Source organism: bacterium, from assembly GCA_040754625.1.
Classification (GTDB): Bacteria; JACRDZ01; JAQUKH01; order JAQUKH01; family JAQUKH01; genus JAQUKH01.
The window spans coordinates 1-13,451 of record JBFMCF010000031.1 but is presented as its reverse complement, the minus strand read 5'-3'; the positions used below and the strand labels follow the sequence as shown (position 1 = coordinate 13,451).

The window sequence follows — 13,451 nt, the reverse complement described above, 5'->3', positions numbered from 1 at the left end:
AATGACAATCAAACTGTTTTTTCAGCATATATCTCATTAATCGAAAAAAGAAAAAGAGAATACGTTAATGATCTAATTGAAAGACTAAATGAAAGACTCGATAAGCCTCGACATTCAAGCGAAAACACAGTACGAACCAAATATTTAATATTGGTTATGAAACATGGGAACGAAGTCCAGGTAGAAAGGGCTATAAATCAAACAAATGAATGGTGGGATAATCATTTTGATCAGAATGTTATTACAGCACTTATCAGCTTGATTGAATCCCGTAGGAAAAATGAACTTGCTTCGATAATTACTAAAGCTAAAAAATATTTATCAAAATATCCCAATAAATCTCAAACTCTAAGTAAAAAAATAGAAAGTATTGAAAATAAATTTGTATAATAATATTTATCAATAAATAATATATCGTGAACAATTATGTCCTGCAATTTAGTTAAAACTAAATTATAATACATATTATGATTTCATATAATTCGTTGCAATTAAGGGAAATATTTCATATTGAGTTTTTGAGATATATGTCTCGGAAGATATGGACATAGAAAATGATTAAAATGTCTGCCATTGAAGCAATTAAAAAAATAGACCGGCCTGTGTTTCTAACAAGAGAAATATATTTTTTTTGCGGGGGAACCTTATCGAATACCACGCAGGCATTGAATCATCTTGAAAAAAAAGGATTAATTATAAAAATAAAAAAAGGACTCTGGGGGCTTGATATCGGGAATGAAAAGTTAAGCCCGTATATGGCAATACCTTTTTTACTGCCCAGTCAAAGGGTTTACGTTTCTTTTATAAGCGCCCTGCACCTTCATGGAATTATAGAACAAATTCCACAGTCTATAACCCTCGCGTCATTGGCGCACACAAAAACAATGCATACAAAACTGGGCACATATTATTTTCATAGGATATCGCCTTCATTTTTTAAGGGATTTAACTAAGGGCAGCGGTAAATTTTTAATCGCGGAACCGGAGAAGGCGCTTATTGATTGTTTATATATTTCCAGCAGGAGGAAAAAACAATTCGGCCATTTTCCGGAACTTCATTTCCCGCAATCATTCAGTTTTGAAAAAGCGGGAAAATGGGTGGATGAAATATCTAATCCAAAAATTCGGGAGTATGTTTTAGGAAAATTAGAGGAAATAAAGAAGAATAGAGCAAACTCCTTCGGGATGCATTAATAGGAGTAAAGTAGGACAAAATATCTTTACAAATATTTGTAGTAATGATAATATTAAAATGTAGAAATCCTTAAAACTAAAGGAGCGTGACAGTTATGTATAAAACTATAGAAGCTTATTATGAAAATGGTAAAATTATTTATAGAGAAGATATGCCTGTTATTAAAAAGGCAAAGTTAATTATAACCATTATTGAAGATTTAGAAAAAAATCACAAATTAAGTCGTTACAGAGGTATCTTAAAAAAAAAGGTAGACGGATTAAAGTATCAGAAAAAGATAAGGAATGAATGGAGTTAATATGTCAGGTTACTTATTGGATACCAATTCTGTAATTTATTTTTTTAATGGTGAGCAGAAAATTTCAAAATTAATAGAAAACTCAAAAAACAATGTGAGTGTTTCTTTTATTACAAAAATAGAATTATTATGTTTTGAAACAGATGATAGCAATGTGATTAACAAAATTTCTGAATTTTTAGAAGAAATTGATGTTATTACAATTGATGATAAGATTATTGCCAAAACAGTAGATTATCGTAAAAATTTAAAATTGAGGGTGCCGGATGCTATTATTGCAGCAACGGCAAAAATTAGAGATCTGGCTTTGATAACAGCAGATAAATCACTTATAAGAAAACTAAAAGAAATCGAAACAATAACTCCACTTTAATTTTTTATCAAACTCAATATTTTTCCCGCAAAGACATGTATTAATAGTTTCTGTTATACCCTAATAATTCGATCTTGTAAAAAATATTTTCTTAACTATTCTATATCTATTCTTTTTATTTTGTCGATAAGTATCTTGTCTTGTAAATAGAATCTTTTATTTTGTTTTCCAACTCGGCAAAACAGACTATAATACAAAATTATTTAATGAAAATAACAAAAGATGAAACTATCCACCCTTCTTGAAACTTTACAAAACAAAGGTATCCTCGCGAAAGAGCAGGCTGAAGCCATAACCGAGATACATTCGGGCAGGCGGCGCTGTATGTGGAACTGCAGGCACTTTTGTATTTCGGGGTGTTGTGCTTTGACAGTCGTCAAGTAAGATATGCTTTAATTCAAAACGTCTTGTCTATAACTATACCTGAAATATCAAAATAAATGGAATAAAATTCAAAATCGCTAAGTATTAATATATGGAAAAAGAAAAAGGAGCCGGATTATCGTGACAGACAGCCAGGTTGTAAGATTAGTCCTTAATGGTGAAATCGACGCGTATGAGGAAATCATAAGGCGTTATCAGAAAAGGATATTCATACTGGCTTACAGGTTTGTATGGAACAAAGAGGAAGCGGAAGATATTGCTCAGGAGGTTTTCATGAAAAGCTATAAAAACCTTAAACATTTCGATCAATCAAGGGAGTTTTACCCCTGGCTCCATAAAGTGGCTATAAATACAGTTTTTACCTGTTTAAAGCAAAGAAGCGGCCGAAAAAACGAGATTGAATTTATTGAAGAAATGCACGGGGATGAAAAATATTCTCCTGAAAAGGCAGTTGAACAAAGGAAAGAATCGGAGCAGGTTGCTTCGGCTTTGAATAGCCTGCCGCCCAGGTATCAGATTGTCCTGGCTTTGCGTGAAATTGAGGGATTGAATTACTCGGAAATCGCGGAACAGGCTGATTGTTCAATAGGGACTGTAATGTCGAGGCTGAACCGGGGAAGGAAAAAACTTTGGGAAAAGCTGAAAAGGAGGACATCATGAGATGCGGAAAAGCCAGAGCGCTTGTAAGCTCTTACCTTGATAAAGAGATCAGTAATAATGATTTAATATCTGTAAATGATCATTTAAAAGAATGTGCCCACTGCAGTGAATATTTCAGAGAAATAAAGGAACAGGATTTGAAACTTGTGAATCTCTCCGGTATATCAATCCCCGAAATGGACGAAGAAAAAATTGTCAAATACTGGCAGGCGCATAAAGCCCTGCAGGAAAGGTCATGGTTCCCGCGATATTGGCCCTATATAGCGGCCCCCGCGGCGGCTTTATTAATTTTTGCGGTTATAAGAATTACACGGGTAAATAAAGGATTTCAATATTATGATTTAAACGAAAAACAGGCTAAGCGTATAGAGTATCTGGCGCCAGAAAGCCAACTAAAATACCGGGCGGGTGTGATACTCGCGGATTTAAGAAACAATCCTGAATCTGTTTCACTGGATAAATTAAGAGAAGAGATAACAAAAGGTAATTTCCTGCCTGACATTCAAAAAGCGAAAAATGAAGCGATAAAGAATAAAGACTTTAAAACGTACGACCTTTTAAACAAGATTGAGTTTGTTTTAATTGATATTATGAACAGGGACAAGCCGGATTTTTATCTGGCTGATCTTGTTCAAATCTGAAAGGAGGGACTTGCCATGGCTAAAAATATTTTAAAAAGTTTAATTATCGCGGTATTAGCCGTAAATATTCTATCTGTGATCCAGGCTCAGGAAATATCTTCCCAGAATTTAATCAAAGACGCGAAAGAGTCCAGTATGAAGGGAAACTTTTCAAAAGCGGCAGAATTATATGAAGAAATTATCAAAAAATATCCTGAGAGTGCTCAAGTGGAAGAAGCGTTGTTCTGGCTGGGATATTCTTATGAAGCCATGGGAAACACTAAACAAGCGATTGCCAGTTATGACCAGATGCTTAATAAGTTCCCGAAAGGCAAATTCGGCGCCGACGCGTTAAGGAAAAAAGCGAATATACTGATTGAGGGAAACAATTTTAAGCAAGCCGCGGAAACACTGGAAACTTTGATCTCAAAATATCCGAAAAGTTCATATGCCAATGATGCTAATTCCGAATTAGGAGATATTTACGGATATAAAATGAATGATTTCAAAAAAGCTGTAATTGCGTTCAAAAGATATAAAGCTTCCGGTATTGAAAAAGCAGATATGGATTTTAATATCCGTTTTTTTGAAAATAACCAGGATTTTGACAATGAACCGTTAAAGATGTATTGCGCAGGGAAACAACAAAGCGAGGATGATAAATTGGAAAAAGCTGAAGGAACCTTTAAAAAAATAATTGTTAATTATCCGAAATCGAAAGTAGTGGATGATACTCTGCTTTTACTGGGACAGAATGAGATCTCTAAAGCTATAAGACTGTATAAAAACACTCCATTGATGAGTGAAGAACAAAAAAATGAATTTTTAAAATATTATCAGGCTGCCGCTGATTACTATAATCAGGTAATCCGTGATTATCCTAAGAATGAAACAGCGGCGCAGGCGAAATATTATCTGGCGATGATTTATGATTGGGACCGCATGGGAGGCCTTAATAATTTTGAAAAGGCCATGAAGGAATATAAAACCGTTATTGATGAACATCCGGGCACATACTGGGGAGAAAAGGCAAAACAGAGGCTGGAATATTTGAAAAAGATTTATTAAATTAGGGGGGACAATGAAAAAATTTTTATCAATAATCGCCATCCTGGTTCTTTTTGTTCTTATTCCTGGAATTGCAATGTCTCAGCCGGATGATGTATTGCGTTTAAATATTCCTTTGAAAGGCGTTCAGGGAAGGATTCAGGTTGATGTCCTGGATTTTGTCAGAAGAATGACGGAAAATGAAAATCTGATAGAAAACAGTGTCGTAGGAAATACGGAACTTTTTGTTTATTCGGACAAAGATATTTTCTCACTGCCTGTTGAAATTAAACTGGCAAAGGGGGTTAAAGATTATGATTTTCTGCGCGTAAAAGTAAAATCCGCGAAATCAGAAGATATATATTCATTACACCAGCTTTGCGACAGGATGATTGTAAAAATTCTCGGCCAGAATGAATTTATCAGAGGGACCCCCGCCGAATATAGAGTAATCGCGGTCAATCAAAGGACAGGTGAGCCTTTGGAAGGCGCGCGAGTGCAGGTTTTTATGGAATCAAATGGGCAGGATAAGGAAATATTTAACGGTTTAACCGATATTTCAGGGTCATGCAGTGCTAATTTTATTGTTCCGGGTGATGTTCCTGAAGCGCGTCTCAAATTTGAAATAATTTCAAATTTGGGCAGGGATAAATATGATACCAGAATAAAATTCAAAAGCGGAAATCAGACATATCTTGTCACGGATAAACCAATTTATCAGCCAGGGCAAACAATTCATATCCGTGCCCTTTCCCTGAAAAAACCTGATCTTTTGCCTGTAAATAATAAAGAACTGACATTTGAAGTTGAAGACAGCAAAGGCAACAAGGTACTAAAGAAAATATTAAAAACTGATGGATTTGGCGCCGCTTACGCGCCGTTTTTGCTCGCGGATGAATTAAATTACGGAAATTACACGATACGCGCGATATTGGAAGGCGAAAAGACAGAAAAAACCGTGAAAGTTGAAAAATATGTCCTTCCCAAATTTAAGGTTTCATTAAAAACCGGCAGGGGATTTTATCTTCCCGGAGAGAAAATGGAAGGCGATATTGACAGCCAATACTTTTTTGGAAAACCGGTCGCGGATGGAAAAGTGGTTATCTCGGTTTATAAATTTGATATTGGATTTAATAAAGATGCTGTTATTGAAGGGAAAACAGACGAAAAAGGAATTTATCATTTCATATATAAACTGCCCGATTATTTTGCCGGTGAACCACTGGAAAAAGGCGATGCGTTTGTCAGGCTTGATATTGAAGTGACTGATAAGACAAACCACAGCGAGAAAATTTCGTTAAAAAAGAAGATAGTGGAAGAACTAATCGGCCTTTCAATTGTCCCGGAGGGCGGAACATTAAAACTGAATCTTGAAAACCGTATTTATGTCCTTGCCAGCTATCCTGACGGCATGCCATGCCTCGCGCAGGTAGAGATGGAGATAGACGGTTATAATATGATCTCAAAGACCGATAATTTCGGAATCGCGGAATTTACTTGTGTTCCAAAAAATAATAAAACTAAAATTATCGTGAACGTGAAAGATGAAAAGGGAGAAACAGGAAAACTAGAAAAAGAAATTGATCTTGATGTTGAACATGACCAGATTATCATGAAGTTGGCAAGGGGGATTTATAGAGTGGGTGATGAAATAGAACTGGAGTTCCTTTCAACCAAAAAAAACGGGAGGGTATACCTTGATATAATAAAGAATAACCAGACCATTCTTACGAAATCAGTAGAAATTAATAACGGAAAGGGTGCGCAAAAATTGAATTTTACGCCTGATATTTCAGGTTCGGTCTGGCTTCACGCGTATATCATAACACCTGACGGTGATATCTCGCGTGATACAAGATTCTGTTATGTCTATTCCGCTAATGATTTGTTAATAGATATAAAGCCGGATAAAAATGAATATCTTCCGGGCAGTGATGGAGAGGTTTTATTTACAGTAACTGACAGGAACGGCAGCCCGAAGGCCGCGTCAATCTGCCTGGCGATTGTGGATGAGGCTGTATTCGCCGTATCGGAACTCAAACCGGGGCTGGAAAAGGTTTATTTTACGCTTGAGGAGGAGATTTTAAAACCCCGTTACGAAATACACGAGTTTAAGCCTGAAGATATCGCGAGAGGAGAATGTTACCAGGGCCGGGCGGAGAATATGATGTTTTCAACGCTTGAACCTAAAGAAGCGTTCCCGGTAAATCATACGACCGGTACAAAAAGCAAGGGTAAGTATTATGAAAATCCCTTTCTTATCAGCATGGGTAAATTGTTTCATAAATTAACGAGATATAGAAGTGAATATTACAAAAAATATCAGAGAAATCCTGACCCTGAAAATTTTATGGATAATCTAGTTGAAGAAGAAATAATAAAACAAGAAGAAACGCTTGATCCATGGGGCAGGAGATATAAAGTAAGATTTGAAGAAGGAATAATAGAGAATTCCTATTTTTTAACGTTAAATTCCGCGGGACCGGACGGCGTTTTTGGTAATAAGGATGATATTGTGCCTCCGTTTTTTAAGAAATATATTGAGGATAAAAACTCCGGGATTTGCGCTCAATGTCATGAACCCCATTCAGCAAAGGGTGACCGCCTTTTCTCTGAACAGGAGGGAATGATGTTTTCCGCAATGCCGCCCAAAAATAAAGAGAGGCCCGTTTCAAGAAAACCTTTATCTGGAGAAGAACCGCGCGTCCGCGAGTATTTCCCCGAGACATTTATTTTTGAACCGTTTCTGGTCACAGACGCTTTTGGCAAGGCGAGATTGCCTTTCACGATGCCTGACTCAATAACAAGCTTTCGCGTTACCGCGTTCGCCTCATCGCAAAAAGGAGAACTTGGTTCGGCTCTTTCGCAGATAAAGGTGTTTCAGGATTTCTTTGTGGATATTGACTTGCCGGTTTCCCTTACCCAGGGAGATGAAATATCAATTCCTGTAGGGCTATATAATTATCTGCCTAAAGAACAGAACATAAAACTTGTATTACAGCCAGAAGACTGGTTCGATATTGCCGGTGAAAGCGAGATATCAAAAAATATGAATAAAGATGAGATTTCCGTGGTTTATTTTCCGGTAAAGGTAAAAAAGGTCGGGTATCATTCAATAACAGTCAAAGCTTACGGGGAAACAAGATCCGACTCGATTAAAAGAAAAATCAGTATTTTGCCTGACGGGAAAAAATTTGAAGATATAATATCCGACCGCCTCAGTGGTAATGTGTTTAAGAATATCGCTTTCCCTTCAAATGCCATAAAGGACGGGAATAATCTTATTTTCCGGCTTTATCCGGGTATCTTCTCCCAGGTGGTTGAAGGCCTTGACAAGATGCTTCGTATCCCTTCAGGCTGTTTTGAACAGACATCATCCACAACATATCCCAATATTTTAATTTTAAATTATCTGAGGCAGACCGGTCAGATAAAGCCTGAAATGGAGATGAAGGCGGAAGAGTATATCAGCCTGGGCTGCCAGCGGCTGATATCATTTGAGGTGAAAAACGGCGGGTTTTCATGGTTTGGAGACGAACCCGCGAATAAGATATTGACCGCGTACGGGCTGATGGAATTCAGCGACATGGCAAAGGTGCATGAAGTAGATGAACGTATCATTGAACGGACAGCGCGATGGCTGAAGGGCCAGCAGAACCAGGACGGTTCATGGATCCCTGATAAACAGTATCTGCATGCCGAAGCGTGGGGCGGGATCCAGAAAAACGAGATATTGCCGACCGCCTATATTTTATGGGCTTTATGTGAAAGCGGACAAAAGGACGGCAGTGTTTTAAAAGGGCTTAATTATCTAAAAAAGAACATTGATAATATTACCGACCCTTATATCATGGCGCTGGCTGCGAACGCGTTTGCGGCGTCGGATCCGAAAAGCGAAGATACATTTAAAATTCTCAATAGGCTTATTGGTATGGCTAAGGAAGAAAGTGACGCCATCTATTGGGAATCAGGTGTTTCATCTGTCACCTTCAGTAAAGGCAAAGGTGTAAGCGTAGAGGCAAGCGGCCTTGCGGCCTATGCCCTTGTAAGATCAGGGAGATTCAGTGATGCTGCCACCAGGGCGCTGACATATCTGATCAGGTCCAAAGATTCCGGCGGGATGTGGTATACAACACAGGGTACGATAATTGCGCTTCGAGCGCTTGTTTCAGCGGCCAGCGGGCCAGCGGAAGATGTTAACGCGGAGTTTTCCGTTATGATAAACGGCAAAATAGCCGGTGAAATAAAAGTAGATAAAGATAACGCGGATGTAATGCAGCAGGTTGCTCTGAGTGAAAATCTAAAAGCTCAAAATACAGTTGAAATTCAAATGAAAGGCAAGGGAAGTTTTCTTTATGAGATCAATAGCTCATATTATATACCATGGAAAGATGTGCCGGTGCCGCCGGTACCCCCGTTTGCTATAAAGGTTGAATATGACCGCACGAAACTTTCGATTAATGATATGGTGAATGTCAATGTATTGGTTAAACTCGAGAAACCGGGTGCCGCCCAGATGGTAATGATAGATTTAGGTATCCCCCCCGGATTTCAGGTGCAAACTCCCACGCTTGATGAATACGTGGGAAAAAAGATACAGAAATACTCGCTTACTCCAAGGCAGATTATTATTTACGTCGACTCAATTTCTTCTGATAAGCCTCTGGAGTTTGCTTATAGTTTAAAGGCCAAATATCCGATCAAGGCGAAAGTGCAGTCATCGCGTGTTTATGAATATTATAATACGGACAGGGAAGTGATAGAAAAACCCTTTGAATTGGAAGTGACTAAATGAAAAGAGAAAATATTATAATATTAATAATATTTATTTTAATGTTCGAGCCTTTGACCGTTAAATTATAATTGATTAACAAAAATATGAACCAAAACAAAAAACAATGCAATCAATGCGGGAAATGCTGCGAGGGGGTGTTTTTTATAATCGATAACGCCTATACCGAAAAGGGGCTGGACCATCTTGAATGGGCGAAGAACCACGGCCTTAAAATCGCCTTCAGAGAAAATGCCGAGGGAAGAAGGCTCTGGGGGATAGAACTGGATACGCCATGTAAATATTTGCAAAGAGGCGCGGATGGGAAATCATTTTGCGCAATCTATGAAAACCGCCCGAAGATGTGCAGAATTTACACAGGAGAAAAAGAATTTCCGAATTGCGGATATAAATGATAAAATACGTTATATGATTTCACAGCTTAAAATCCGGAATTTCGGAATAATCGATGATATCAGTTTGGAATTTTGCTCCGGCTTAAATATTTTTACGGGCGAGACCGGTGCGGGTAAATCCATAATAATGGACGCTTTGCGTTTTTGCCTTGGCGAGCGGCTGGATAGTTCACAAATAAGGGATTCTGATAAGCCCTGTATCGTTGAAGCAATGTTTGAATTCCGCAAGGGCGAGGGAACCTCGCCCCTACGAAATCCTATTTTTTCCGAATACATTTCTGATAATGAGGGCGAGGAAACCTCGCCCCTGCTTATCATAAACCGTGTATATCTTCCCGATGGCAGGAATAGAATTAAAATAAACGGATTTAATGTGACAGTTACCCAGTTAAAAGAGATTGGAAACCATTTAGTTGATTTTCACGGCCAACACGACCACCAGATGCTTTTTTCAGAAGAGTCACATATTGAAATCCTGGACAGACTTTCTGATTTAAATACTGAAAAAAATGAATATGAAGAAAAATATAATGCTTACCTGCAATTACAGAAAGACCTGAATGAACTGCACAGTTTTTCCGCCAACAGGGAACGGGAATCGGATATGCTGAATTATCAGATAAAAGAGTTAGAGCAGGTTTCTCTTGAAGAAGACGCTTATCAGAATATCTTACAGGAACACAGCCGTATAGCTAATTCTGAAAAGCTTTATGAATTCGCAAAACAGTTGATTGACATATTGGAAAATGAAGAATCGGGATTAAACAGGACAATAAGCCGGTCATTTACTCCAATGAGGTCATTAAATAATCTTGATGATTCAACCGTAAAATTTGCTGAAATTCTTTCCCGGATTCAAAATGACAGTTCGGAATTGTTACAGGTTCTTAATAAATATCTCGAAGAGATTTCTTTTGACCCTGACAAGACACGTGAAATTAACAGCTATTACGACATATATTATGAGATAACGCGGAAATACGGGCCTACTTTAGAAGATGTTAGAAAATTCTATAATACAGCAAAAAAGAAATATGAACTTTTATCCAATCTGGAACATAATGATGTGAAGTTGAGAGAAAAGATAGAATTGTCAGAAAGAGAGCTTGAACAAATAGCAAAAAAGTTGACTCAAAAGCGTAAAAAATCCGCGGGCATTTTAAAAACAACTATCGAAAAAGAGCTTAAAGAACTTGGAATTTTAAATGTTTTGTTTGAGTGCCGTATGGAAAAGGTAGAATTAAACAGAGACGGCATGGACAGGGTGGTCTTCTATATAAGTCCGAATATTGGGGAGGAACTAAAGCCCCTGTCAAAAATAGCCTCAGGCGGCGAATCGGCAAGGGTTATGCTCGCCTTGAAAAAAGCCCTCACAAAAGTCGACCCGATACCTGTTTTAATATTTGATGAAATTGACGCGCAAATCGGCGGGAGGCTCGGGGATATTACCGGCAAAAAACTTAAGGAGCTTTCGGATAACAGGCAGGTCATACTTATCACTCACCTGCCCCAGATCGCCGCGTTTTCCGACCAGCATTTTAAAGTCACAAAAAAAGTCAAAGACAACCGGACAATCATAAACGTGGACCTTCTTGATAAAACCGCGCGCGTAGAGGAGCTAGCGAAGATGATGAGCGGGGAAAAAGAATCCCCGATAGCGTTAAAACACGCGAAAGAAATGTTAAATCACGTTGAAGGCGTTTAAAACATCCAAGCTGTTTAAACTGTTCAGACAGCTCCTTGATTGGGAAGTGCTGGAAAAGTATTTTAAACTTTTCGAAATGGAAGATTTTTATAAAAAAATCAGAAGAGGAATATAAAATGAAACTTTCTGAAAAAGCGGCAAAAGAACTGATTAAATTCGCGAAATCAGGCGAACTTAGAAAAGATATGGAAATGCTTAAGGCAAGCTGGCAGTCTCCTTTTATCAAAGAAGGTGAAGTAAATGCTGACGCGTATATCGACTTCGTCCAGCAATATAATGAATTCATAAACCACGCGCCGCGGCCGTTCAGAAAAATTATTGATAAAGACATAAAATTGTGAAAAGAATCATATGTTTGCAGGAGCAGGTTCCTGTGCCTGCCCTTTATGTTTTAAAAATAAGTAGAACCATGGTTTTTCTAATGTTTACAAATAAATAACAAAATATAAAAAAGGGTTCCGTTGGCCACGGGGCTTTTTTTACTTGACAATATAAAATGACCATGATACTATGACTAGGGTCATAATAAAAGAAAAGAGGTATTTATGGAAAAAGCAATTTCTAAATCAAAATTTAAACCAAGATCTCTTGAATATTTTCGGGATATTGAAAAAAATGATGAAGAGCTTATCATTACTGATCATGGACGGCCTGTATTAAAAATTGTTCCATTTAAACCGGAACCGGAAGCGGCTATGCGTTTACTTAAAAATTCTGTGAAAAAATTTGATAAACCGACAGAACCTGTGGGAATTGATGAATGGGAGGCGCTAAAGTGATTATATTGGATACTCATGTATTGATTTTCTGGCTGAGTAATCCTGAAAAGTTATCCCGTAAAGCGCGCGAAATTATCGAAAAAGCCGTAAAGAATAAGGAAGTGTATGTGTCTTCAATCAGTGTATGGGAAATCGCGATGCTTGTTTCTAAAGGCCGGCTTGAATTGGCAATGGAAGTAAAAGACTGGATTGCGGCAGTTGAATCATTATCGTTCCTGCATTTTGTCCCTGTTAATAACAATATTTCAATTAAATCTGTTCAATTAAAAGATTTTATCCATAAAGATCCGGTGGATAGAATTATTATCGCGACTTCAATTACCTTAAACGCGCTTTTAATTACAAAAGACGACAAAATTCTTAAATATCCCCAAGTAAAAGCTGTTTGGTGATTATTAAGGTGAAATATGAATAATGACGGTATGATACGTAAAGAAGTAGGACGGCATAAAAAGGTGTCCCCATTGAAAAAGGCTTTTGAATTAAATAAAATGCTGGAAGAACTTCGCGGCAAAAGGATTGACACGAAAAATGAAAACATACGAAGAGTTGTTGGAAAAGTTAAGTGAAAATAATATTAAATATATTCTTGTCGGTGGGCTGGCCGTAGATCTTTGCGGTTTTTCTCGTGCTACGGAGGATGTGGATATTCTCATTGAATCATCGAAAGAAAATATCAACAGTCTTTTAAAATGCCTGGAATCATTTGGTGAAGGTTCCGCGAAAGAATTGAAAATAGAAGATTTTACACCTGAAGAAGGCTGTATCCGTATTAATGAAGACTTTCCTTTAGATATATTTACGATAATGACAGGAAATACCTATAATGATCTATTGCCTTACAGTGAAATATTTATTACAGAAAATAAAATAGAAATAAGGTATCTTAATAAAGAAGGCCTTATTAAATTGAAAAAACATTCAGTCCGCCCAAAAGACCAGTTAGATGTTAAAGAATTGAAAAGGTTAAAGTAATAGGAATATTTAATTCAAAGCATGCACCGTCTCGCTATCATTTGATCTTAAAAGAGATAGTATATAATTAATTTCAAAAATGAAACAAAATGAAAAAAATCTGGAGTGAACCCCTATGTCTGTAATCTTAGCTTAGACTAAATTGACAGGGACCAAATTTATGTTCTTTTTCAAATAGCTCAGCTTCAAATTCATCCGGAGGCAAATAACCAAGCGCAGAATGAAGCC

General features: G+C 37.4%; 15 protein-coding genes. All 15 read left to right on the top strand.

Going from position 1 to position 13,451, the window contains the following annotated elements:
* Window positions 1-390, top strand: a 390-nt coding sequence (locus tag AB1498_02275; GenBank protein ID MEW6087115.1) for a hypothetical protein, incomplete at its 5' end; no start/stop codon positions are given.
* A gap of 164 nt (window positions 391-554) precedes the next feature.
* Window positions 555-953, top strand: coding sequence for a hypothetical protein (locus AB1498_02270; protein ID MEW6087114.1), 399 nt, complete (start codon window positions 555-557; stop codon window positions 951-953).
* Between the two features lie 336 nt (window positions 954-1,289).
* Window positions 1,290-1,493: a hypothetical protein gene (locus tag AB1498_02265; GenBank protein MEW6087113.1), complete on the top strand. Its 204-nt coding sequence runs from the start codon at window positions 1,290-1,292 to the stop codon at window positions 1,491-1,493.
* A gap of 1 nt (window position 1,494) precedes the next feature.
* Window positions 1,495-1,866 (top strand): type II toxin-antitoxin system VapC family toxin, encoded by a 372-nt coding sequence (locus tag AB1498_02260; GenBank protein ID MEW6087112.1) that lies wholly within the window; start codon window positions 1,495-1,497, stop codon window positions 1,864-1,866.
* Window positions 1,867-2,370: 504 nt separating this feature from the next.
* Complete coding sequence (locus AB1498_02255) at window positions 2,371-2,910, top strand: sigma-70 family RNA polymerase sigma factor (protein MEW6087111.1); 540 nt, start codon at window positions 2,371-2,373, stop codon at window positions 2,908-2,910.
* Window positions 2,907-3,551, top strand: coding sequence for a zf-HC2 domain-containing protein (locus AB1498_02250; protein ID MEW6087110.1), 645 nt, complete (start codon window positions 2,907-2,909; stop codon window positions 3,549-3,551). The genes AB1498_02255 and AB1498_02250 overlap by 4 nt, the downstream gene beginning before the upstream one ends.
* Before the next feature lie 15 nt (window positions 3,552-3,566).
* On the top strand, window positions 3,567-4,598 hold the full coding sequence (locus AB1498_02245) for a tetratricopeptide repeat protein (protein MEW6087109.1): 1,032 nt from the start codon (window positions 3,567-3,569) through the stop codon (window positions 4,596-4,598).
* 13 nt (window positions 4,599-4,611) lie between these two features.
* Window positions 4,612-9,372 (top strand): alpha-2-macroglobulin family protein, encoded by a 4,761-nt coding sequence (locus tag AB1498_02240; GenBank protein MEW6087108.1) that lies wholly within the window; start codon window positions 4,612-4,614, stop codon window positions 9,370-9,372.
* Between the two features lie 83 nt (window positions 9,373-9,455).
* Window positions 9,456-9,764, top strand: coding sequence for a YkgJ family cysteine cluster protein (locus tag AB1498_02235; protein ID MEW6087107.1), 309 nt, complete (start codon window positions 9,456-9,458; stop codon window positions 9,762-9,764).
* Complete coding sequence (recN, locus tag AB1498_02230) at window positions 9,670-11,469, top strand: DNA repair protein RecN (protein ID MEW6087106.1); 1,800 nt, start codon at window positions 9,670-9,672, stop codon at window positions 11,467-11,469. Before AB1498_02235 ends, recN begins: the two co-directional genes overlap by 95 nt.
* Window positions 11,470-11,585: 116 nt before the next feature.
* Window positions 11,586-11,810 (top strand): hypothetical protein, encoded by a 225-nt coding sequence (locus tag AB1498_02225; protein ID MEW6087105.1) that lies wholly within the window; start codon window positions 11,586-11,588, stop codon window positions 11,808-11,810.
* A gap of 204 nt (window positions 11,811-12,014) precedes the next feature.
* Window positions 12,015-12,248: a type II toxin-antitoxin system Phd/YefM family antitoxin gene (locus tag AB1498_02220; protein MEW6087104.1), complete on the top strand. Its 234-nt coding sequence runs from the start codon at window positions 12,015-12,017 to the stop codon at window positions 12,246-12,248.
* Window positions 12,245-12,640 carry a type II toxin-antitoxin system VapC family toxin gene (locus tag AB1498_02215; protein ID MEW6087103.1) on the top strand — a complete coding sequence of 132 codons (396 nt, stop codon included), beginning with the start codon at window positions 12,245-12,247 and terminating at the stop codon, window positions 12,638-12,640. Before AB1498_02220 ends, AB1498_02215 begins: the two co-directional genes overlap by 4 nt.
* A 15-nt stretch (window positions 12,641-12,655) precedes the next feature.
* Window positions 12,656-12,817, top strand: a complete 162-nt coding sequence (locus tag AB1498_02210) for a hypothetical protein (GenBank protein MEW6087102.1) — start codon at window positions 12,656-12,658, stop codon at window positions 12,815-12,817.
* Window positions 12,780-13,223: a nucleotidyl transferase AbiEii/AbiGii toxin family protein gene (locus tag AB1498_02205; GenBank protein ID MEW6087101.1), complete on the top strand. Its 444-nt coding sequence runs from the start codon at window positions 12,780-12,782 to the stop codon at window positions 13,221-13,223. The genes AB1498_02210 and AB1498_02205 overlap by 38 nt, the downstream gene beginning before the upstream one ends.
* Window positions 13,224-13,451: the final 228 nt, after the last annotated feature.

Excerpts from the sequence above, each read along its gene's own strand:
- AB1498_02270 (MEW6087114.1), top strand. The coding sequence starts at position 555 with ATGATTAAAATGTCTGCCATTGAAGCAATTAAAAAAATAGACCGGCCT.
- AB1498_02265 (MEW6087113.1), top strand. The coding sequence starts at position 1,290 with ATGTATAAAACTATAGAAGCTTATTATGAAAATGGTAAAATTATTTAT.
- AB1498_02260 (MEW6087112.1), top strand. The coding sequence starts at position 1,495 with ATGTCAGGTTACTTATTGGATACCAATTCTGTAATTTATTTTTTTAAT.
- AB1498_02250 (MEW6087110.1), top strand. The coding sequence starts at position 2,907 with ATGAGATGCGGAAAAGCCAGAGCGCTTGTAAGCTCTTACCTTGATAAA.
- AB1498_02245 (MEW6087109.1), top strand. The coding sequence starts at position 3,567 with ATGGCTAAAAATATTTTAAAAAGTTTAATTATCGCGGTATTAGCCGTA.
- AB1498_02240 (MEW6087108.1), top strand. The coding sequence starts at position 4,612 with ATGAAAAAATTTTTATCAATAATCGCCATCCTGGTTCTTTTTGTTCTT.
- AB1498_02235 (MEW6087107.1), top strand. The coding sequence starts at position 9,456 with ATGAACCAAAACAAAAAACAATGCAATCAATGCGGGAAATGCTGCGAG.
- recN (MEW6087106.1), top strand. The coding sequence starts at position 9,670 with ATGGGAAATCATTTTGCGCAATCTATGAAAACCGCCCGAAGATGTGCA.
- AB1498_02225 (MEW6087105.1), top strand. The coding sequence starts at position 11,586 with ATGAAACTTTCTGAAAAAGCGGCAAAAGAACTGATTAAATTCGCGAAA.
- AB1498_02220 (MEW6087104.1), top strand. The coding sequence starts at position 12,015 with ATGGAAAAAGCAATTTCTAAATCAAAATTTAAACCAAGATCTCTTGAA.
- AB1498_02210 (MEW6087102.1), top strand. The coding sequence starts at position 12,656 with ATGAATAATGACGGTATGATACGTAAAGAAGTAGGACGGCATAAAAAG.
- AB1498_02205 (MEW6087101.1), top strand. The coding sequence starts at position 12,780 with ATGAAAACATACGAAGAGTTGTTGGAAAAGTTAAGTGAAAATAATATT.